The organism is Brachybacterium endophyticum (assembly GCF_003130585.1).
Classification (GTDB): Bacteria; Actinomycetota; Actinomycetes; order Actinomycetales; family Dermabacteraceae; genus Brachybacterium; species Brachybacterium endophyticum.
On record NZ_QFKX01000001.1, the window covers coordinates 151,391 to 173,718 of the forward strand.

General features: G+C 69.6%; 16 protein-coding genes. 5 read left to right on the forward strand and 11 right to left on the reverse strand.

The genetic code is table 11. From position 1 onward, the window contains the following. Positions 1-92: 92 nt before the first annotated feature. From DEO23_RS00695 to DEO23_RS00710, 4 genes are all read right to left on the reverse strand, one after another. On the reverse strand, positions 93-1,649 hold the full coding sequence (locus tag DEO23_RS00695) for a helix-turn-helix domain-containing protein (protein WP_109274765.1): 1,557 nt from the start codon (positions 1,647-1,649) through the stop codon (positions 93-95). Positions 1,650-1,770: 121 nt separating this feature from the next. Further along, the gene (locus DEO23_RS00700; RefSeq protein WP_109274099.1) at positions 1,771-3,333 is read right to left on the reverse strand and encodes a PTS ascorbate transporter subunit IIC; all 1,563 of its coding nucleotides are present in this window, start codon (positions 3,331-3,333) and stop codon (positions 1,771-1,773) included. 36 nt (positions 3,334-3,369) lie between these two features. Beyond that, a complete protein-coding gene (locus DEO23_RS00705) occupies positions 3,370-4,260 on the reverse strand; it encodes a PTS sugar transporter subunit IIAB (RefSeq protein WP_109274100.1) in 891 nt (296 codons plus the stop codon). Between the two features lie 125 nt (positions 4,261-4,385). Beyond that, on the reverse strand, positions 4,386-7,757 hold the full coding sequence (locus DEO23_RS00710; protein ID WP_109274101.1) for a glycoside hydrolase family 20 zincin-like fold domain-containing protein: 3,372 nt from the start codon (positions 7,755-7,757) through the stop codon (positions 4,386-4,388). A 487-nt stretch (positions 7,758-8,244) separates the two neighbouring features. Between DEO23_RS00710 and nagE the strand changes: the two genes are divergently transcribed. From nagE to DEO23_RS00735, 5 genes are all read left to right on the forward strand, one after another. Further along, on the forward strand, positions 8,245-10,266 hold the full coding sequence (gene nagE / locus DEO23_RS00715) for an N-acetylglucosamine-specific PTS transporter subunit IIBC (RefSeq protein WP_240613144.1): 2,022 nt from the start codon (positions 8,245-8,247) through the stop codon (positions 10,264-10,266). Positions 10,267-10,348: 82 nt separating this feature from the next. Continuing rightward, a complete protein-coding gene (locus DEO23_RS00720; protein ID WP_165831679.1) occupies positions 10,349-11,143 on the forward strand; it encodes a sulfite exporter TauE/SafE family protein in 795 nt (264 codons plus the stop codon). Positions 11,144-11,191: 48 nt separating this feature from the next. Further along, positions 11,192-12,088, forward strand: a complete 897-nt coding sequence (locus DEO23_RS00725; protein ID WP_109274103.1) for an aldo/keto reductase — start codon at positions 11,192-11,194, stop codon at positions 12,086-12,088. Positions 12,089-12,219: 131 nt separating this feature from the next. Next, positions 12,220-12,846, forward strand: coding sequence for a DUF6318 family protein (locus tag DEO23_RS00730; RefSeq protein WP_109274104.1), 627 nt, complete (start codon positions 12,220-12,222; stop codon positions 12,844-12,846). 643 nt (positions 12,847-13,489) lie between these two features. Further along, entirely contained in the window at positions 13,490-14,107 is a 618-nt protein-coding gene (locus DEO23_RS00735; RefSeq protein WP_240613145.1) for a PKD domain-containing protein, read from the forward strand. Positions 14,108-14,185: 78 nt separating this feature from the next. Here the strand turns inward: DEO23_RS00735 and DEO23_RS00740 are convergent, their stop codons facing one another. From DEO23_RS00740 to DEO23_RS00770, 7 genes are all read right to left on the reverse strand, one after another. Continuing rightward, a complete protein-coding gene (locus tag DEO23_RS00740; protein ID WP_109274105.1) occupies positions 14,186-15,517 on the reverse strand; it encodes a glycoside hydrolase family 125 protein in 1,332 nt (443 codons plus the stop codon). A 171-nt stretch (positions 15,518-15,688) separates the two neighbouring features. After that, positions 15,689-16,801 carry a Gfo/Idh/MocA family protein gene (locus tag DEO23_RS00745; protein WP_109274106.1) on the reverse strand — a complete coding sequence of 371 codons (1,113 nt, stop codon included), beginning with the start codon at positions 16,799-16,801 and terminating at the stop codon, positions 15,689-15,691. A gap of 96 nt (positions 16,802-16,897) precedes the next feature. Continuing rightward, the gene (locus DEO23_RS00750; protein ID WP_109274107.1) at positions 16,898-17,656 is read right to left on the reverse strand and encodes a sugar phosphate isomerase/epimerase family protein; all 759 of its coding nucleotides are present in this window, start codon (positions 17,654-17,656) and stop codon (positions 16,898-16,900) included. Between the two features lie 68 nt (positions 17,657-17,724). After that, the gene (locus tag DEO23_RS00755; RefSeq protein WP_109274108.1) at positions 17,725-18,564 is read right to left on the reverse strand and encodes a carbohydrate ABC transporter permease; all 840 of its coding nucleotides are present in this window, start codon (positions 18,562-18,564) and stop codon (positions 17,725-17,727) included. Continuing rightward, the gene (locus DEO23_RS00760) at positions 18,557-19,534 is read right to left on the reverse strand and encodes a carbohydrate ABC transporter permease (RefSeq protein ID WP_109274109.1); all 978 of its coding nucleotides are present in this window, start codon (positions 19,532-19,534) and stop codon (positions 18,557-18,559) included. The genes DEO23_RS00755 and DEO23_RS00760 overlap by 8 nt, the downstream gene beginning before the upstream one ends. Positions 19,535-19,618: 84 nt before the next feature. Then, positions 19,619-20,926: an ABC transporter substrate-binding protein gene (locus tag DEO23_RS00765; protein ID WP_240613146.1), complete on the reverse strand. Its 1,308-nt coding sequence runs from the start codon at positions 20,924-20,926 to the stop codon at positions 19,619-19,621. 275 nt (positions 20,927-21,201) lie between these two features. Next, positions 21,202-22,230, reverse strand: coding sequence for a LacI family DNA-binding transcriptional regulator (locus tag DEO23_RS00770; RefSeq protein WP_165831680.1), 1,029 nt, complete (start codon positions 22,228-22,230; stop codon positions 21,202-21,204). Between the last annotated feature and the right edge of the window lie 98 nt (positions 22,231-22,328).

The window sequence follows — 22,328 nt, forward strand, 5'->3', positions numbered from 1 at the left end:
CCCACGGCGGCCTGCTGCCATCACACACGGGTCGGCTGCTCGACGCAACCGATCCGGACGATGCGGCAGTCAGTGGGGCGAGGGGGAGCCACTCAGATGTCGCGGAACGTCTCGATCCGCGCACCTAGGGCGTTCAGGCGCTGGGCCAGGTCCTCGTAGCCGCGGTTGATGACGTAGACGTTGCGCAGCACCGAGGTGCCCTTCGCCGCGAGCATCGCCAGCAGGATCACCACGGCAGGGCGCAGCGCCGGCGGGCAGACCAGCTCGGCGCCGCTCCAGTGCGTCGGCCCGTCGATGAGCACGCGGTGGGGGTCCATCAGCTGCACGCGCGCGCCCAGCTTGTTGAGGTCGGTCAGGTAGATCGCCCGGTTCTCGTACACCCAGTCGTGCAGCTGGGTGCGTCCCTCGGCCGTCGCCGCGATGACCGCGAAGAACGGCAGGTTGTCGATGTTCAGCCCCGGGAAGGGCATGGGGTGGATCTTGTCGATCGGAGCCCGCAGCTGCGAGACGTGCGTGGTGATGTCCACCAGGCGGGTCTTGTCGTTGGCCGCGAGGTACTCCTCGGAGAGGTCGTAGGTGAACCCCATGTCCTCCAGGACCGCGAGCTCGATCTCCATGAACTCGATCGGCACGCGCCGCACGGTGATCGAGGACTTGGTGACGATGGCGGCGGCGATCAGGCTCATCGCCTCGATCGGGTCCTCGCTGGGGGCGTAGTCGACGTCGGCGCGGATGTCCGCGACGCCGTGCACGCGCAGGGTCGTGGTGCCGATACCCTCGATCCGCACGCCCAGCTTCTCGAGGAAGAAGCACAGGTCCTGGACCATGTAGTTCGGGCTGGCGTTGCGGATGATCGTCTCGCCCTCGTACTGGGCGGCGGCCATCAGGGCGTTCTCGGTGACGGTGTCACCGCGCTCGGTGAGCACGATCGGCTTGCGCGGTCCGGAGCCGGGCGTCGCGGTGGCCTGGTAGTGGCCCTCGGTCGCGACCACCTCGAGACCGAAGGGACGCAGCGCGGTCATGTGGGGCTCGACGGTGCGGGTGCCCAGGTCGCAGCCGCCCGCGTAGGGCAGCTGGAAGTCCGCCGAGCGGTGCATGAGCGGGCCCAGGAACATGATGATGCTGCGCGTGCGGCGGGCCGCGCCGGCGTCGATGGAGGCGAGATCGAGCTGCTCGGGCACGACGATCTCGAGGTCGTTGTTCTCGTTCAGCCAGCGGGTGCGCACACCGATGGAGGTGAGCACCTCGAGCAGGCGGTTGACCTCCTCGATGCGGGCGACCCGGCGCAGCACGGTGGTGCCGCGGTTCAGCAGCGAGGCGCACAGCAGGGCGACGCCGGCGTTCTTCGAGGTCTTCACGTCGATCGCGCCGCTCAGGGTGGTGCCGCCCTGGACCCGCAGGTGTGAGGGGCCGGCCGTGCCGATGCCGACGATCCCCGAATCCAGTGCGGAGCCGATCTTGGCGAGGGTGTCCAGCGTCAGGTTCTGCTGGCCCTTCTCGATCCGGTTCACTGCGCTCTGGCTGGTGGAGAGCTCCGTGGCGAGCTGGGACTGGGTGAGTCCGGAGTGCAGGCGGGCGTCGCGGATGAGCGTTCCGATCTGCTCGCGGTAGGCCTGGTCGCCTCCAGCGCGGCGCTCGTCCTCGATCATCTGTTCCGTGGTCGACATGTCTCGGAGCGTATCTCATCTATGAGATATGGCCAGGTTACGTGACCCAGGTGACGGTGTGTCGGAGGCGTCGCCCCCGTGATGCCCCGATGTCGAGCAGGCCTCAGGCCTCCGGCGGCGGGGGAGGGGTCGGCGCACCGGCGGGCGGTGCGATCCGCGGGTACCGGCCCGCGGTGCCCGTTGCCGCGGCGACGGGCTCGCTCGCGTCCCCGCCCTCGACGCCCGTCACGCTCGCACGCGCCGGGGCCGGGTCCCAGCCGCCGTCCACGACGCGCTTCTGCACGAGGATCGCGGCGCCCAGGATCACCAGGCCGATCACCGCCAGCAGCACCGATCCCAGCAGCACGCCGGGACGGGCGCCGTAGCCGATCAGGATGCCGAACCAGCCGAAATCGGTGTCGCCGAAGGTGGTGTTCGCCGAGCCGAAGGTGCCGAGCACCTTGAGCAGCAGGGCGGGCAGGAAGGTCACCAGCAGGCCGTTGACGAAGGCGCCCGCGATCGCGCCGCGGCGCCCGCCGGTCGCGTTGCCGTAGACGCCGGCGGCGCCGCCGGTGAAGAAGTGGGGGACGAGGCCCGGCAGGATCAGCGCGAGCCCGAACAGCGGCCCGAACACGGTGCCCAGCAGCAGCAGGCCCACCAGGCCGCCCACGAAGCTGGAGAGGAAGCCGATGAGCACGGCGTTCTGGGCGTAGGGGAAGACGATCGGGGCGTCCAGCGCCGGCACCGCGCCGGGGACGACCTTCGCGGCGATGCCCTGGAAGGCGGGAACGAGCTCGCCGAGGATCGTGCGCACGCCGAACAGGATCACCGCGACGGCGATGCCGAACTGCAGGCCCTGGGTCACCGACTGCATGAGGTAGTTGCCCACGTTCGTCGCACCGCCGTCGAAGGCGGTGAAGGCGGTCTCCTGCCCGGCACGGACCAGGTAGATCACCGCGACGACCACGTACATCAGCACCATCGACAGGGCGGTCGCGACCATCGAGTCGCGCAGGAAGCGCAGGGACTCGGGCACCGCGATGTCCTCGGTCGAGCGGCTCTTCCCCTTGGGGTCCACGAGCCGGCCGACGGCACCTGCGGCGATGTACCCGGCACTGCCGAAGTGGCCGATCGCGATCGACTCGTCACCGGAGATGCGTCGCGTCCAGGGCTGGGCGAGCGCGGGCATGGAGACCATCAGCACGCCCAGCAGGGCGGCGCCCAGGGTCACCACCACCGGCGCGGGCATGCCCGCCGAGGCCATCACGATCGTGATCAGGGTGGCCATGAACAGCAGGTGGTGGCCTGTGAGGAACACGTAGCGCAGCGGTGTGAAGCGCGCCAGCAGGATCGCGACCACGAAGCCCAGGATCATCAGCCACGACACCTGGGCGCCGAACTTCTCCTGGGCGATCCCGGCGATCGCCTCGTTCGTGGGCACCACGCCCTGCGCGCCGAGCGCGCCCTGGATCATGGTGCCGAGCGGGGTGAGGGAGACGGTCACGAGGGTGGCACCGGCACCGATCAGCAGGAAGCCGAGGATCGCCTTGATGGCGCCGCCGGCGATCTGCCCGACACTCTTGCGCAGGGCGATCAGGCCGATGGCGGTGATGATGCCGATGAGGAACGCGGGCACGCTCAGGATCTCGTTGACGAGGAACTGGGCGATCGCGAGCAGGACGTTCATGACGGTCTCCGTGCGTGGGTGGTGGGGAAGGGCAGGTCAGACCGCGTAGAGCCGACGCAGCGCGGCGTCGATCTCGGTCTGCGAGGTGAAGTTCTCGATCACCTCGACGGGCACGCCCACGTCGCCGAGGGTCTGCGCGATCGCGCCCGAGGTGAGCAGGACGTCGGCTTCCTTCGCGCGGCCCTTCGCGGAGATCGTGTCGGTCGCCTCGACCGAGAGGTAGGGCGACCACCCCCAGCGATCCAGGACCTGCTCGGCGGTGTTCTTCAGGAACAGGCTCGTGCCCAGCCCGTTCCCGCACACGGTGAGGATCAGGTTCTTCGACGGGACCGCGTCGCCGGTGTCGGCGGGTTCGGCAGCGGCCGCAGCGGCCGAGGCAGCGGCTGCCCCTCCGGCCGACGCAGTGGGAGGCCCGGAGGTCGTCGGCGCGGTTTCCGGTCCGCTCGACGCCCCGTCCCCGGGATGCGTCCCGCCGAGCGCCGCGAGCACCTCGTCGGCCGAGGCGGCGGTGTCCAGGGCGGAGCGGCGGTCCGGATCCGCGAGGGCGCCGGCGAGGGCGGCGAGGGCCTGCTGGTGGGCGGAGTCGTCGGCGGCGGCGAGGCCCATCACGATGCTCACCGGGTCGTTGGACTCGTGGCCGAAGGCGACGGGACGGGCGAGGCGCACGAAGGACATGCCGGTGCGCTGCACCGAGGCGTCAGGCCGGGCGTGGGCCAGCGCGAACCCCGGGGTGATCACGATGTACGGGCCGTGCTCGTCGACGGTGCCGATCATCGCGTCGGTGTAGCTCGCGCCCGCGATGCCGGTCTCCGCGAGCAGGGCGCCCGCCGCGCGGATCGCCGCGCGCCAGTCCTCGGCGTCGACCTCGAGGGCGATTGCATCGGCGGGAAGCAGGTCGGAGACGGCCGACGGAGACGGCGAGGACATGAGGACCTCCGGGGAGCGGGGCAGACGAGTCCGGGCGAAGGCGGCGGATCGAGGTCGCGGTGGGACCCGGGAGCGAGGGTACGCGTGCGCGCTCCCGCCGGTCGAGGTCGACCCGCCCGCTCGCCTCACCGCGTCCGGGCCACCAGCTCCCCGATCGCGAGCGTGCCCGCGTCACCGCGCAGTCCGGCCGCGACCCGGTAGTCCGCCCGCACGGTCTCGTCGGTCATGTCCACCGGCGCGTTGAGAACGCCGGCGTGGACGCGACTCCAGATGCCCTGGTGCTGGACGGCCGCGGCCATCCAGGTGCCGCTCACGGTCATCGCCAGGCGATCGCCCGCATCGAGCACGACCGGCACCGAGCCGCCGGCCCCGTCGGACATGAGCTCGCCGTCGGCGACGACCTCGAAGCCGATCCGCTGCTCGGCCGCGTCGTACCGCAGCAGCGCGTAGGTCTTCTCGTCGCGCGCGACACCGACCAGGAGCGAGTTCTCCTCCGCCGCCTCGTCCAGCAGCTCGTCGACCTCGACCTCGATGCTCATCTCCCCGGCATCCAGCATCTGGTCCCAGGTGAGCAGGGTGAAGAAGGCGCTGTCGCCGCTGACGGCGAGACGACCCCCGCCGACCTGCGGCTCGGGTGCGGGCTTCGATCCGTCGGGCGTCAGCACCGTGATGCGGCTGCTGGTGTCCTTCGCGAAGGAGTCGCTGAGCTGCGTGCTCTTCAGGGCGCTCGGCAGCAGGTCGTCGGACGGCGTGCTGATCGTGCCGATCACGAAGTCCCGTCCCCAGTCACCGATCTTCCCCCACTGGGTGCCCGTCTGCAGGTCGCCGTAGGAGGTCGCCGTGACGTAGGCGGGCCGGCCGGGGGAGTCCCAGGTGATCGGGGCGCGGCCGACGGTCGACTCGGCGAGCTCCGCGGTCTCCCACGTCGAGCCCGACAGGGCGGCGACCCGCAGGGTGCAGCGACCGGTGCGCACCAGCAGGCGCACGCCGCCGTCCTTCGCGAACCCCAGGGTCGGATCCCCGATCGCGTCGGTGGTCGCCGTCGTCGGCTCGGCCGCTCCGTCGGTGACGTCCGCGTGCATCAGCGATCCGTCCCGGGTGCGCCAGGCGGCATGCACCCGGCCGTCGGGGCCGACGCCGCCCGCGGGCTCACCGGCAGCCCCGGTGCCGAGCTGCTCCCAGGCCAGAGCGTCCCCGTCGGGCGTGCCGAGCTGCATCCCGCCGTCGGCGTCGATCGCGAGCACCCGCAGCTGGTCCTCGTGGGCGAGCAGGAGCGGGTCGCTCGCGAACACCGGGCCGTCGACCGTGGTGGCTTCCCACGACGTCCCGGCGCCGCGCACCAGCACCATGCCGGCCGCCGGGTCGTCGGTCGAGCCCGCGGGGCGCGCGAGGACGACGGTGCGCTCGCCGTCGGAGGCGGCCGAGGGGGTTCCCGCGACGTTCTCCGCGATCGTCTCGGCGCGCTCGTCGCCGATCGTGATCGCGTGCAGGTCACTGCCCTCGCGCGTGAGAGCGACCCGTCCGCTGAGGGCGATGGCGTCGGCCTTCAGGGCAGGGCGGGAGAGGTCGAGGCGGCCGTCGGCCGGTGCCTTCTCGAGGCCCAGCAGCAGGTCGCCCGCGGTCGTGCGGGAGGCGAGCACGAGCGCGTCCTCGTCGTCGGTCGCCAGCAGCGGGGAGCCGTCGGCGTCCTCGGCGAGGACCGTGACGTCGTAGCGTGTGAGCCCCGGGACGATCTGGCGAGCCAGTCGCAGGTTCCCGGAGGCGTCGACGGCGGCGGTGACGAGGCGCCCCTCGGCGTCGTGCGCGATCGCCGGATCGGCCTGGATCGTGTTCTCCGTCAGGGCGGTCAGCCCGGGCGCCTCGCCGACGCTCTCGCGCACGCCGGCGAAGCCGCTCCAGCTCTCTGCCGGCTTCGGGGAGCCCCAGAGCACCTGGGAGAGGGCCTGCATCGGGGGCACGATGTTGCTGAGCACCTCGAGGTCGGACTCCATCGGGGTGTTGATCCAGGCCAGCCACACCGCGATCCGTGCCCCGCGCACGGCGCTCGGGTCCACCGCGTCGTCGAGGGCGATGTGGTTCGGGTCGAACGTCTCGTAGATGTCGCGCGGGTCGAGGTTCCGCTTCGACTGGTCGTAGTACATGAAGTCGACGTGGCTGTTGATCAGGGTGTTCCCACGCTCCGCGATCTGCGGGCCGGAGAGCAGGCCGGGCAGGTCGGGATGCTGGATCCAGTACTCGACGGTCACGTCGGCATCCAGGGTGACGACGCTCGAGGCGCGGATCATGTCGTTCCATACCAGCATCTTCTTGCCGTGCTTCTTCACCCGCGCGTTCGCCTGGTTCTGGAAGTCGGCGAACAGGTCCGCGAAGGTCGCGTCCGCCCCGAAGCGCTCCTTGGCGTACTCGTCGAGCTGCGGATGGTCCGCGCCCGTGCCGGGCCAGCCCGGGAACTCGTCGGAGCCCAGGTGCCACTCGGGGGCGGAGAACTCCTCGAGGTGCTCCTCCATCCGGTCCAGCGCCCAGTCCACGGCTCTCGCATTGGTGAGGTCCAGGGCCACCGGGTTCTTCGCGCCGTCGGCGTTGACCAGCTGGAACTCGGGATGGGCGGGCAGGATCTGTGCCATGTGCCCGGGCATGTTCAGCTGCGGCACGAGCTCGATGAAGTAGCGCGCGGCGAGCTCGTCGATCTGCTTCCTCTCGTCGGCGTCCAGCCCCATGCCGTCGATGTAGAGGTTGGTCTGGTTGAGCTTGAGGTAGCTCATCTGCCGGAAGAGGTTCGTCCACCACGAGCGGGAGAAGTGGCGCGGGGTGTTGTCCACGAGCACGCCGCGCACCTCCTTGTCCGGCCAGTCCTCGGCGCTCCCGCGGGGGATCGAGGCGTGTTCGCCGTCCGCGGCCAGCAGCTGCAGCAGGGTGCGGGTGCCGTTGAAGACGCCGTGGGCCTCCGCCGCCTCGATGCTCACGCCCTCGGCGACGGTCAGGCCGTAGGCCTCGGGGCCGTGCTCGGACTCCGTGCCCCGGGACAGCAGGATCGCGCCGCTGACGGCGTCCGTGCCGGTGCCGATGGTGGCCTCGGTCCCGGTCAGCGCCTCCAGATCCTCGGCGAGGGTCTCGGCGATCGCCCGCAGCTCCTCGTCCCCGGCGGGTACCAGCAGGCTGCCCTTCCACGAGAAGCGTCCGGCCTCCGCGCTCCAGGATCGCAGCGCAGGGATCGTGGTCGGGGTCTCGGCCGACGGGCCCGTCGGTGCGGCCGGGCCGGTGCCCCGGGGGCCACTCGTCTCGCCATGGGCGGAGGTGCCGCGGGACTGTGCAGCACCGGCTCCGAGAGCGGTGATCGCGGCGAGGCCCGCGAGCACGTGGCGACGGGCGGGGCCCGACGCGCCCGACGAGATGACGACCGACGAGGCAGGGCCCGTGGCGCCCTCGGCTGCGGGCGTTCGCGCGGCGGGGGACTCCTCGGCGTGGGAGCTCGGGGCAGGGTCGTTCGCGATGTGCATCTGTCCTCCTTGACGTGGTGATGCCGTCGTGACCTGGGGAGAGGGATGGGGGGTGGGAAGAGGTGGCGCACGCGGCGGATCGACGTCGATCGACCGCGGTGTGGGGGACGAGCGGGGGAGGGACGGCAGCCGACGATCGGCTGCTCGGCGCAGCGGGCGCACCGGCGCGCACACCGCCCGGTCGCACGAGGGCACAGCGCTCCCGTGCGAGTAATCGATTTCTGCTCACCGTATGGGCGGAGGGGTCGGGGGTCAACGTGCGCAGGTGGTCCGGCGTGTGGCGCACGCGGGCGCGGGGCGTTCCGCGAGCGACGGCCATCCGGGCTCCACGGCGGAGCTGATGCCGGGCGCGGGTGAGACTCGACACCCGATGCTGCTTCAGGCGACAAAGAAGGCCACGTCAGCGAGAGATCGGGCTGCACGCGGCGGATGCGGACCCGCTCGATCCTGCACAATCGGACCCGATTCTGACCGTTCTGCCGCCGATATGCCCATTTTCGAGCTGTGCGGCACCCGCTTCCCACCGAAGGCAACGATGCAGTTCCTCCAACGACTCGGCAGGTCCCTCATGCTGCCCGTGGCGGTCCTCCCCGTCGCCGCGATCCTCTACGGCGTCGGCTACTGGATCCTCACCGTGACCGGCGACGACAGCAACGTCGCCGGCGTCTTCCTCACCACTGCCGGCAACGCATTGCTGGAGAACCTGGCCCTGCTGTTCGCCATCGGTGTCTCGATCGGCATGGCGACCAAGTCCGACGGCACGTCGGCGCTCGCCGGACTCGTGTCCTGGCTGACGGTCACCACGATCCTGAGCCCCGAGAAGGTCGCGCTGTTCAAGGGGATCGACGTGTCCCGGGTGAACCCCGCCTTCGAGCAGTCCGAGAACGTGTTCGTCGGGATCCTGTGCGGCCTCATCGGCGCCTGGGCCTACGACCGTTTCAAGGACACCAAGCTGCCCGATGCGCTGTCGTTCTTCTCCGGCAAGAGGTCCGTCGCGATCGTCACCGCCGGCGTCTCGCTCGTGCTCGGCCTGGTGCTCTTCTTCGTGTGGCCGCTGGTGTACACCGGACTCGTCGCGTTCGGCGAGTTCATCCTGACCCTGGGGCCCGTCGGCGTGGGCATCTACGGATTCCTCAACCGCCTGCTGATCCCGTTCGGGCTGCACCACGCGCTGAACTCGGTGTTCTGGTTCGACGTCGCCGGCATCAACGACCTCAACAACTTCATGGGCGGTCAGGGCACCTATGGCGAGACCGGGCAGTACATGGCCGGGTTCTTCCCGATCATGATGTTCGGCCTGCCCGGAGCCGCCCTCGCGATGTTCGTGACCGCCAAGACCAACCGGCGCAAGATCGCCGCGGGCGTGCTGTTCTCGAGCGCGATCGCCTCGTTCCTGGTGGGCGTCACCGAGCCGCTCGAGTTCTCCTTCATGTTCCTCGCGCCCGGCCTCTACGTCGTCCATGCCCTGTTCACCGGCATCTCGATGGCCGTCACCTCCGTGCTGCCGGTGCGCATGGGCTTCGGGTTCTCCGCCGGCCTGCTCGACCTCGGCCTGGGCTGGGTGAATCCGATGGCCCAGAACCCCTGGGCGCTGCCCGTGATGGGCGTCTTCTGGTTCCTCGTCTACTTTCTGTCCTTCCGCTTCATCATCCGGCGCTTCGACCTCAAGACCATCGGACGCGAGGACGGCGACCCCGAGGACGCGGACGACGAGTCGGCCGACTCCGCCTCCGGCGATGCGAAGTACCTCGCCACGGCCACCGCCTTCCTCGCGGCCCTCGGCGGGAGCGCGAACATCCTGGACCTCGAGAACTGCGCGACCCGCCTGCGGATGCAGGTCGCCGACACCTCCGTCATCGACGAAGCCGCTTTGAAGAAGGCCGGCGCCGCGGGCACGATGAAGCCAGGGCGCGGCTCTGTCCAGGTCATCTACGGCCTGAACGTCCAGTTCGTGAAGGATGCGATGGACGATCTGATCAGCGGACGGCAGAAGCCCGTGGCGGACCCGGACGCGCAGATCGCTGCAGCCGGCGGGGCCGGTGACACGGCCGACGGGTCCTCGGCCCAGGCCGGCGGAGGCGCCTCGACCGCGACCCGGACCACCCACCTGGTGCGCCTGCGTCAGCCCGTCGAGGGCACCGGGGTGCCGCTCGCCGACGTCCCTGATCAAACGTTCGCGCAGGAGATCATGGGCCCGGGTATCGCGGTGGAGCCGATCGACGGTGCGATCCTCGCCCCCGCCTCCGGCACCGTCCAGCACGTCTTCGACACCGGTCACGCGGTCGCCCTCAGCCTCGACGACGGCACGGAGGTGCTGATCCACGTCGGCCTGGACACCGTCGCGATGCAGGGACAGGGCTTCACCGCGCTTGCCTCCGCCGGGGACCGTGTCGTCGCCGGCACGCCCTTGCTGCAGGTCGACCTGGAGGCGATCCGCGCTGCGGGACACCCGACGATCACGCCGATCGTGGTGCTCAACGACAAGGACGCCGTGGTCGAGCTCGTGTGAGCGGGGGTAACGTCCTCCTGGGCCGTAGCGGCCTGCGTCCGCACGGAGCCGGCGCAGCGAGGCATCGCGGGAGGAGAGCACGATGGGACTGCTGGCACAGCTGCCGCAGCTCGGCACCGCCGGGTGGGTGCTCGTCATCCTCGGGGCGCTCGTCGTCGGCTTCTCGAAGTCCGCGCTGCCGGGTGCCGGGACCATCGCCGTGGGCCTGTTCGCCTTCGCGCTGCCGCCCAAGGAGTCCACGGCCGCGCTGCTGCTCCTGCTGATCCTGGGCGATGCGACCGCGCTGTGGATGTACCGCCGTGAACCGGACTGGCGCACCCTGATCCGGCTGATCCCCAGCGTGCTCGTCGGCTTGGTGATCGGTGCGCTGTTCCTCGCCTTCGCCGATGCGAACGCCGTGCGCGGCGGCATCGGCGTAATCCTCCTGCTGCTGGTGGGCCTTACCCTGTGGCGCCGACGGGCGGCGACGCTGCGCGCACGGCGCGCCGGGGACGCCGCCGCCGAGGAGCAGCCGGCCGTGGGCCGACTCGGACGGATCGGCTACGGCTCCCTCGGCGGGTTCACGACCATGGTCGCCAACGCCGGCGGGCCACCGATGTCGATGTACTTCTACGCCATGCGGATGCCGGTGCTGACCTTCCTGGGCACCTCGGCGTGGTTCTTCGCGATCGTCAACATCCTCAAGCTCCCGTTCTCCGCCAGCCTGGGCTTGTTCAGCGTCCAGTACGCGCTGATGGACCTGTGCCTGGCGCCGCTGGTCATCGGTGGAGCGATCATCGGCCGACGGATCGCCGCGCGCGTCCCGCAGTCCGTGTTCGAGAAGGCGATCCTGGTGCTCACCGTGCTCAGTGCGCTCGCGCTCATCGTGGGCGTGTGAGGGCAGCGCGGTAACGTCGGGGATCATCCCGCGCTCGAAGGAGTCCTCATGACTGCACACACCCTCGGCGGCACGCTGACCATCGGCGGCCGCGGCGTCCCTCGCATCGGGTACGGCATGGGCAGCCTGCACCGATCGGCGGAAGCGGCGGACGGTCACCAGGACGCCATCGGCGTGCTCGAGGCGGCCTACGACCTGGGCGTGCGGATGTTCGACACCGCCCACTTCTACGGTGACGGATTGGCGAACCAGCTGATTCGCGAGGCGCTCGGGACCCACCGCGACGAGCTGCTGATCGCGAGCAAGGTCGGCGCCCGCTCGACGCCCGAGGGGCCCTTCCCGATGGCCGCGGCGCAGAAGCCCTCCGAACTGCGGGACTCCGTCGAGATCAACTTGCGCACGCTCGAGACCGACCGCCTGGACCTCGTGTACATGCGGCGCATGGACGCCCAGCCCGGTCTGATCGCCGACGGCGACCAGCAGGTCCCGCTCGAGGACCAGCTCTCCGAGCTGCTGGCCCTGCGCGAGGAGGGGAAGATCCTGGGCATCGGCCTCAGCCACGTCTCCCTCGAGCAGCTGCGCACGGCCTACGGTCACGGCGCCGAGGTGCAGGCGGTGCAGAACATCTACGGGCTCATCGACCGTCACGACCAGGCGCTCCTGGACCTGTGCGCGGAGCAGGGCACGGCCTGGATCCCGTACTTCCCGCTGGGTGGAGGCTTCCACAATGCGCCGCGCGTGGCCGACGACGGGACGGTGCAGCGGATCGCCGCCGCCAACGGGCTGACGGCCTCGCAGGTCGGCCAGGCCTGGCTGCTGCACTGCGCGCCGAACACGGCGCTGATCTCCGGGACCTCGCAGATCGCGCACCTGAAGGAGAACGTCGCTGCAGGGGATGTCCAGCTCAGCGACGAGGAGTGGAGCGAGCTCGACACGCTCGGGTGAGCGGGTGTGCGAGGGCCGAGGCGGCTGACCTCAGGGCGGGAGCCACCTATCCACAATTCCCGCGGATCGCTAGCGAGCGTCGCGTGGGCTGGTTACGGTGCTGGCACCCCTTTCTCTCCCCGGAAGCCGCCATGACGACGACGCGACGCCTCCTCCCATCCCTTGCTGCCCTCACTCTGACCGCCGGTCTGCTCGCGGGCTGCGGTGGCAAGGAAGACCCCGAGACCACGAACGCCGGCGGCAGCGAGTCGACGACGTCTGCAGAGGCGTCGGACGGCGGCGGTGCCTCGAAGAGCCCGGAGCGCCCGGACGTGCCCAAGCCGGACCCCAAGGACTACCCGGGGATGAATGAGCACACCGAGAAGGGGGCGGAGCAGGCGTTTAAGTACTACTGGGACTTGGTCATGTGGGGGCACCAGACCGGTGACGCGGCGGACCTCAAGGGCCGGCAGACCGAAAATTGTGAACTCTGCACATCGCTTGTGGGCGATATCGAAAAGATCCGGCGGGACCAAACGCCGTGGTCCAAGACGACCTTTACTGACAAGCAGATTGAAACGGCTACTCCAGAGGGTCAAGAGTACGCATTCGTGTATTCGTTCGTAGTGGGCGAGCACGAGAAACCGGTTAAGCGCAACAGCGAGAAGGTCCGTCGGTCCGACCCCACTGTTTATGCGGCTGCTGGCGGAGTTGTCTGGGGAAACGAGGGGTGGAAAGTCGATGATGCCGGGGCGCATAACGAGCCGGTCGACCAGTGATCGACGATTCCTCGGTCGAGCGCTGACAATTCTTGTCGCTGCATTTTTGCTTGGGTCGCCCTCTACGACAAGTGCTTGGGGGGAAGGATCATCGGATGATTCGTCCGGGCAGCCTCAGGCGTCCAAGACGGAAGTTACAGGAAGTGCTGATGTGCGGGACGGTGGCTCCGGGGGTTTCGCTGGATACGCGAAGCGTAAAGCAGAGCAGCGAGGGGGCGCTCCTGATCGTCGCGCAGATCCGAAGGGACGGTCCGTGAAGGACTCAACGAAGGGATCGAAGAGCGACGAACACCGAGGTGGGGGTGCGGGTGCGGACTCGACGAGTAAGACCTCGTCCCATGCGGGTGGACCAAGCAAGGGGTCTGCCTCCAACGCGGTCTCTGATTTCGTCACAACGTGGAAGGACACGGACGATCCTGGGTACAAGTGCAGCAACGATCCCGGAAGGTTGAAGTGCGTTACCGACCCGGGCGCGTGCTCTGATGCGAAGCTCCCGACGATCCGTGGCAGTGCCGTCGACATCTTCTACCTCGACTCTTCAGGCGGTGCAGCGCAGTCCGGACAGGGCGGTGAGGGCCAAACTCAAGTCGGAACGACGGCACGCAAGGGCACGAACGAGACCACCAGTGCGGGGGCGCGTTGCGTGGGCCCAGAGCAGCCGGCGGCGCCTGCACCGCAGCAGCGGGCAGCGGCGCCCGCAGCACCCGAGGCAGAGGAGCCCGAGCCCGTCGAAGTAATCGTCACGCAGGAGGACTTCGCGAAGCTCCCGGTGAAGGCGTCGGAGGCACATGCGGGCCCGGAAGGCGACTGGCTGCCCGCGAACATGGATCTGGTGCTGTTCGCGGAGTCCGGTGAGCAGGAGCTGCAGACGGATCTGCTGGATACACCGGTCACGATCCGGGCCACGCCGACCGAGTACCGGTGGGAGCTGGGGGACGGGAACGTGATCGTCACGGACGATCCTGGTCAGCCGTATCCGAGCAAGGACGTGACGGCGACCTATGACTACGAGGGTTGGTACGACGTCACTCTCACCACGACGTTCGAGGGCCAATTCTCCGTCGACGGCGACGAGTGGCAGGACATCGACGGCACGGTCGAAGTGGAGTCGGCCCCTCAGGAGGTCTACTCGAAGTCCCTCGAGTCGCGCCTGGTGAACCCGAACAAGCCGCACGACGAGAGCGAAGACCCGTTCATCCCGGAGCGCTCCGCAGACACCGAGGGTCGCCACGACCCCGGTGCGACCACCACCGCGATATGAGCCCCCGCTCGGACGCCGATCTCGATGATGCGGTGACGGAAGACGGAGTCATCCCGAGCCCGCGTCGGTCGGCCGACCTCACGACTCCTTCTGGGCCGAACTCCCGGCACCCTCGCCGAGCGATCGTGTCGGCGCCGGGCCGTCCGCCAGGTGCAGCGCGAGCTCGCAGAACATCGCATCCGCCCAGGAGAACCAGGGCCGCGTGTACTGCTGCGGGTCGTCCACGTGGAACGACTCGTGCATGCGATCAGTGCCCGCATCGGTCGCGAGCAGCAGCTCGATGATCTCGCGACCACGCTCCGATGTGCCCGTCAGGCCCTCGACGGCGAAGGCGATCGGCCAGACGTACTGCTCGGGCGTGTGCGGGCTGCCGATACCGGTGGCGGCCGACCCCGAATACCGATAGGGGTTCGCCATGCCCAGGCAGAAACGACGTGTGGCCTCCGTCAGCTGGGGTTCCAGCACGTCGGGAGCGTCCAACGGCAGCGACAGCAGCGAGGGCATGTTCGCGTCGTCCATCAGCAGCCGGCCACCCAGTCCGTCGACCTCGTAGGCGTAGATCTTCGCGCCCTCGTGGTCGACCACCCCGTAGCGGGCGACGCCGTCGAGGATCCTGGCGCGCAGCGCATCGGCGTCCTCGGCCAGCTGCGTGTCGTCGTAGACCGTGCGGGCGGCGTCGGCGATTGCGAGCAGGGCCTGAGCAGCCTGAAGGTTCGCCGGCACGTTGTACCCGAAGGTGCATGCGTCGTCGGAGGGGCGGAAGCCGCTCCAGGTCATCCCGGTGACGGCGACCGGCGTCCCCAGACCGTCGCGCGCCAGGGTCTCGGTGGGGATCCCGATGTCGCGCACGAAGCGGTAGCCGGAGTTCTTCTCGTGGTCGGTCTCGAGCTCCCACTGGTCGACGACCGTGCGCAGCACCTCGTGGCCGAGGTCGTCGAACAGGTCGTCCCGGCCGGTGATCCGCAGCAGCCGGTGGGCGAAGATGATCGGGAACGCGAGCGAGTCGACCTCGTACTTCTGCTCCCAGATCAGCGGATCGGTGCACAGGTCGTCGGAATCGTGGTGGGCGCCGCTCGCCGAGAGGTTCGCCGAGTTGGCGTACGGGTCGTGCGCGATCATCCGCAGCTGTCGGCGCACCACCGCGGCCAGCAGATCCGCCAACGGCTCGCAGTCCGCGGCCAGGCGGAGGTAGGGGAACATCTGCGTGGTCGAGTCCCGCAGCCACATCGCGGGGATGTCCCCGGTGATGACGAACGCGGTGCCGTCGTCGGCCAGGGTGATCGTGTCCGCCAGCGTGCGCAGCAGAGCCTGCTCGACGACGCTCGCGGCGCGCTCGCCGAGCTCGGCACGCACACGATCGGCGGCGGAGCGCAGGGCGTCGACGATCCGGGGTTTCACGCTGAAGCTCACCTGCGCAAGAGTATGCGGAAAGCGCTGAGGCGGGCGAAGGGTTTCATGGTGCCTGTGGAGGCACGCGGCCAGCACGTGGGCAGGTGTCGCCACAGGGCGGCGGCGCCGGCCGTTCTGGAACCCCCGTCCCGACGACCTGGCGCTCGCCGCCCGCCTCCCGACTGCACCGCCTCAGACCGTCGTGGCGAACGGGTCGAAGTCCGCGGGCATCGGCTCGACGGGCGTGAACGTCGAGTCCACGGCCACCGTCTCCCCGTTCGCGATCGCCGTCTCGATCGCCACCATCACGTCGAGCACGTGCGCGGCGATCGCACCCTGCGCCCGATGCGGCACGCCGGCGCGGATCGAGCGGGCCATCTCCAGCACGCCCAGGCCGCGGCCGGTGGTGGCGCCCGCGGCGGGGATCTCCTCCGCGGTGTCCGCACGGTAGGCGGTGCGCTGCGAGGGGCCGTCGAAGACGTTCGGGTCCGGGAAGGCGAGGGTCGCCTCGGTGCCGTACACCTCGACGCAGCCGGCCCGCTTGTGCGGGGAGTCGAAGCTCAGCAGGCTGGTCGCGTTCTGTCCGGACTCGAAGCGCAGCAGCGCGGCGACCTGGGTGGGGACGGTGACGTCGAAGACTTCGCCGGCCTTGGGGCCGGATCCGATCGTGCGCTGCTCCCGTGCACGCGAGCCCGCGGCCGAGACGCTGCGAACCGGTCCGAGCGCGAGCACCAGCGTCGTCACGTAGTACGGGGCGATGTCGTACAGCGGCCCGGCACCCTCCTGGAACAGGAACGCGGGATTGGGGTGCCAGTCCTCGGGGCCGGGGGACTGGAAGAGGGTGAGGGCGGAGGCGGTCTCGCCGATACCGCCCTCGCGCAGGGTGCGCAGCGCCGTCTGGATGCCCGCGCCCAGCACGGTGTCGGGCGCGCCGCCCACGCGCACGCCCTCACGCTCCGCGAGGGCGAGCAGGGTGGCGGCGTCGGCCGGGTCGGTGGTGATCGGCTTCTCGGTCCACACGTGCTTGCCGGCCTCGACGATCTGCCGGGAGACCTCGAAGTGCGCGGTGGGGATCGTCAGGTTGACGACGATCTCGACGCCCGGGTGGGCGAGAACGTCCTCCGGGGTGCCCCAGGTGGGGATGCCGAACTCCTCGGCCCGGGCGCTCGCGGCCTCGGGGAACAGATCACCGATCGCGAGCACGGCGATGTCGGGGAACGAGGTCAGGTTGCGCAGGTACTCGGCCGAGATGGTGCCCGCGCCGATGAGGCCGACGCCGACGGGACCGGAGGTCGCAGTGGTCATGGGGTGAGAATCCTTCGCGAATGGGGGAGTGCGATGAGTGGAAGGGGAGGGTCGACGACGCGGGCGCTCAGGTGACGTCGGCTCCGTCGCCGGCGCTCAGATGCCGGCAGGCTCCGGTCGCTGCTGCAGCTGCCGCAGATGGGCCCGGGAGGCGGCGATGCCCTCGAAGATGTCGCCGGCGTACGCGTCGAACTCGATGACCCCGTAGGCGGCAGCGCGCGCCGCCGACAGCGTCTGCTCGAGAGGCATCCGGCCCTCCCCGAGAGGCAGCTGGCCTGCGGGATCCTCCGCCAGGTCGCCGTCCTTGAGGTGCACCAGGCGCACCCTGTCCCCGAGTGCGCCGAGGAGAGCGGTGATGTCCGCCCCGCCGACGACGGCCCAGTAGGTGTCGACCTCGAGCACCACCCGCTCGTCGAGCTCGCCGGCGAACAGCTCGAGCGCGGAGCGCCCTTCCAGCTGCGAGGCGAGCTCGAAGTGGTGGTTGTGGTAGCCCACGGTGATCCCGGCGTCGGCGGCCTGCTCGGCCCGCTCGTTCATGCGCCGGGCGAGCGAACGGACCTTGTCGGCCCGCTTCCAGTCCTCGGGGTTCCAGAACGGGTCGATCAGATGCGTGACCCCGAGGTCGCCGGCCGCGCGCAGCATCGGTGCGAAGTCCACGTCACCCAGGAACGACTGGTGGGCGCTGGGGTAGGTGATCCCCGTCCGCTGCGCGGCCTGCGCCAGCTCGTGTTGGTGCTCGACCAGGTGGAACGGCTCGGCGATGGTCAGGCCGAGGTCGGCCAGGCGTTGCATGGTGCCGGGGAAGTCGCGGGCGAGCGCCTCGCGCACGCTGTAGAGCTGGACGGAGATCTGCATGGGGCGCTCCCGTGTGAGCTGGTCGGACGGCGGGGGAGAGGCGGCCGGGGTGACCGGCGGTGCCCCGCTCACTTGACGGCTCCGGCCGTCAGGCCGGCCACGAAGTTCTTCTGCAGCAGCAGGAAGCCGACCACCACCGGGACGCTCACCACCAGGGAGGCGGCGAGGATCTGGTTCCAGTACACGTTGGTCTGGGTGGCGTACTGGCGCAGGCCCACGGCGAGGGTCCGTGACGTCTCGGTGGTCATCACGGAGGCGAACAGCACCTCGCCCCAGGCCGTCATGAAGGCATAGATCGCCACGGCGACGATGCCGGGCCGTGCCGCGGGCAGGATGATCCGCAGCAGGATCCCCAGGTTCGAGGCGCCGTCGACCTTCCCGGCGTCGTCGAGCTCGCGCGGGATCCCGTCGAAGTAGCCGGCCAGCATCCAGATCGAGAACGGCAGCGAGAAGGTCAGGTAGGTGATGATCAGGCCCAGCCGCGTGCCCACCAGGGGCACGCCGAAGCTCGTGTCGATGTTGACGAAGATGATGTACAGCGGCAGCAGGAACAGCACGCCGGGGAACATCTGGGTGGACAGCACCGTGGTCATGAACGGGCCCCGCCCGCGGAAGCGCCAGCGCGAGACCGCGTAGGCCGCGAGGATCGCGACCATGACGCTGAACCCGGTGGCGACCACCGTGACGATCAGCGAGTTCATGAAGTAGCGGGCCAGCGGCACCGTCGACCACATCTCGATGAACGGCTGGATCGTCAGCTTGCTGGGGATCCAGCTGAAGGAGGACTGCACGTCCCCGAGGGGCTTCAAGGACGTGGTCGCCATGACGTACAGCGGCACCACCACGAAGACGGTCAGCACGACCAGCACGACGACGCGGAAGATCTTCTCCCCGTTGGTCTCACGCATTGCGCTTCTCCTTCCTCTGGGTGATGAACAGGTAGACGAGGGTGACGATGAGCAGGAAGGCCAGCAGCAGCACGCTCATGGCGCTGCCCGTCCCGAAGTCCCAGCTCAGGAACGAGGCGTTGTAGATGTGGAAGCTGATCAGGTCCCCGGCGGCCGGTTGCGCGGTGCCGAACAGGACGTACGGGGTGTTGAAGTCGTTGAACACCCACAGGAACATCACCAGCAGCAGGGTGCGGTTGACCGCCCCCAGCATCGGCAGGGTGACGTTTCGCCACTGACGCAGGGGCGAGGCGCCGTCCAGGGCGGAGGCCTCGTACAGCTCCTCGGGGATCGACTGCAGGCCCGCCATGAACATCAGGAACGCGAAGGGCCACATGCGCCAGATCGCGACCACCACCACGGAGGTGAAGGCCTTGCCGCCGATCAGCCAGAACGGCGCCGAGTCCATCACGTGCAGCTGGTCCACGAGCACGTGGTTCACCACACCGGTGTCCCGCTGCAGCATGAAGTTCCAGGTGATCACCGCGGCGTACAGGGGAAGGGCGTAGGGGATCAGGAACAGCGTGCGGAAGATGGCGCGCCCGCGGAAGGAGCGCTGCAGAGCGACCGCGGCGGCCATGCCCAGGCCCCAGCTGATCCCCACCACGAGAAGGGTGAAGGCCAGGGTGACCAGGAACGAATTCAACAGCCCCTGACCCACCGGGGTGTTGATGTCGACCGCGATCGAGTAGTTCTCGAGGCCGACGAACGGGGCCTCCGTCCAGCGACGGATGAAGAACTTCGTGAGCTCCACGAAGCTCATCCAGAAGCCGGTGACCATCGGGACGATGTGGATCAGCAGCTCGAGCACGAGCGCGGGCAGCAGGATCAGGTACGGGAACCAGGTGCGGCGACGACGCGGGGCCGGAGGAGCCGCCTGCGGCTCCTCGTTCTCCGTGGTCTGGCTCGGTGGCGCAGTGGTGCTGGTCAATGGGACTCTTCTCGCTCAGCAGGGATGGTGCGGGCAGCGCCGACGGGGCCGGGGATCAGCGGCTGCCGATCCCCGGCCCGCGGGTCACGCGCGGATCGAGTCCTGCGCGGTCTGCAGAGCCTTCTTGACGTCGCCCCGCGAGATCTTCCCGCCGGTGGCGATCTTGGCGAACATGTCGTTCATGGCCTGCCCGACGGAGGTCTCGAACTGGTCCTCCCACGGCACCAGCGGCAGCGGCTCGGCACGCTCGGAGTAGACCTCCATGAACATGTCGGCCTGCTCGGTGTCGTCGGTGAAGGTGGGCTTGCCGTCCTTGAGCACGGGCAGCGCCGCGAACGGCTTGCCGAGCTCCTTCTGGGCGTCCTCCGAGGTCATGTACTTGACGAACTGCAGGGCGCCGTCGCGGTTCTTCGTGGCGTCCATGATCGCCATGTTGATGCCGGCCAGGTGCGAGGCGCACTCGCTCTTGGCGTCCTTCGGGGCCGGGAAGGGGATCGCGGCGAAGTCCTCGGGCTTCATGCCGTTGGCCTCGATCGTCGCGTTGGCATTGTTCTGGTTGATGATCATCGCGGCCTTGCCGTTGGCGAAGGCGGTGACGGACTTCGTGCCGTTGTCGAACTGGGCGTTCGAGGGATTGACGACCTTGTCCGTCTGCATGAGGTCGAGGTAGCGCAGCACGCCGTCGACGACGCCGTCCGAGGTGAAGGAGGGCTTGGCGTCCTTCGTGTTCAGGGCGGCGCCGTTCTGCACGGCGTTGATGAAGGCGAAGTGGTTGTTCTCGGTGTAGGAGCCGGCCGCCAGGGACATGCCCCAGACGCCCTTCTTCTCGTCCGTGAGCTCCTTCGCCGCGGCGACCATGTCTTCCCAGGTCTTCGGCGGCTCGAGACCGGCCTTCTCGAACATCTTCGTGTTGTAGTACAGGCCGTAGGCGAGCCCGTACAGCGGCACCGAGGAGGGGTTCGAGCCGGCCTCGCCGCCGGTGGCCAGCGCCGCATCGACGTAGCGATCCTTGCCGCCCAGGGCCTTCATCTCCTCGTCGCCGAGCTCGAGCAGCCCGCCGGTGGCCTGCAGGCTCACGCCCCAGGTGTTGCCGATGTTGACGACGTCGGGACCCTGGCCGGAGGTGATGGCCGTCTGGATGCGGGTCTGCAGGTCGTTCCAGCCGATGACCTCGAGGGAGACCTTGATGCCGGTGTCCTTGGTGAACTTCTCGAGCACCGGGGTCAGGATCTTCTTGTCGTCCTCGAGGCTCTGACCCTGGTTGGACGCCCAGTAGGTGAGCGAGTCGGGCTGATCGTTGGAACCGCTGGCGCCGGATCCGCAGGCGGCCAGGCCCATCGTGGCGGCCAGGGCGACGGGGCCGGCGGTCAGAAGAGTGCGTCGTTGCATCATCGTGGTCTCCTCGAGGCACCGTCGATGGTGCCGATGTGAAGGAATGAGGAACGCAGCGGCGCCAACGTCGGCGGCGCACGTTCGAGAGGGATCGACGCGGCACTTAATCGTTTCGTGCTTAATCGATTCGTGAAGTGTGGCACCACGGTGGGGCGCTGTCAACGAAGCCGGATCACGGAGCGGTCACGATCGCCGGGCACAGTGGACCGACAGCCGACAGCCGACAGCCGACAGCCGACAGCCGATGACCGGAAGCCGTCGGGTGGGGACGGCGGTCAGCGTCGCGCGGTGGACTCGCGCTGGACGAGGGTGGAGGTCTCGGTGTGGGAGACGGTGCCGCTGGCGACGCTGGCCTCGATCATGCGGGCGAGGAGCTCGCCGGCGCGCTGCCCCTTCTCGAAGGGTCTGCGGGCGAGCGCGGTGAGCGAGGGGGAGGTGACCTCGGCGATCAGGGAGTCGTCCCAGCTGACCACGCCCATCTCCGTCGGGATCGCGACGCCCTCGGCGCGCAGCTCCCGCAGGGCACCGACGGCGATCAGGTCGCTCGAGGCGAGTACGGCCCAGCGGCCGGGGTCAGCCGGCAGCAGCGACCGCATCGCGTGTCGGCCTCCGTCGATCGTGTAGAGCGCCTCGGCCGACGCGTGGCGCATCCCGGCTCGTGCCGTCAGCTCGGCCATCAGCTCCCGCCGTCGGTGCTCGTGGCCGTACTCGATCGGCCCGGTCAGCTGCAGGATCCCGTCGTAGCCGCAGTCACCGAGGTGCTCGATCAGCAGATCTGCATCCCCCTGCTCCGCACTCGCGACCTTCACGTACCGCTCGGGGCCCTGGTACTCGCCCAGGATCGAGAACGGCAGCCGCAGCGAGTCGAGGGCCTGCGGTCGCGGGTCGTCGCGGGTGAGGTCGAGCAGGACCACCCCGTCCACGCGCCGCTGCTCGGCCCAGGTGCGGAAGACGCGCAGCTCCTCCTCTATCCCGCCCTCGACGAAGCGCAGCAGAAGCTCGAAGCCGCGGGCGCTGGTCGCGGACTCGATCCCGGCGGTCACGGCGGCGTAGAACGGCTCGCGCGAGACCTCCTCGGGATCGCGCACGAGCACCAGGCCCACGTTGCCGGTCCGGCCCCTCCGCAGGGCGCGGGCCCCGAAGTTCGGCACCCAGCCCACGGTCCGCGCATGGTCGAGGACGCGCTCGCGCATCGCGGGGGAGACCCCGGGCTTGTCGTTCAGGGCGTAGCTCACCGTTGCCGAGGAGACCCCCAGGTCGCGCGCGATCGTGGCGACCGTGGGACGGGCCGGGGTCTTCACCATGGGAGCGCTCCTTCGGGGAAGCGGTGGTGCCGCGCGCCACGGCGGGCGAGCGGCGAGCGGGCTCGGAGCTGCGCGGGTGCAGCGGCGAGCACGGACCG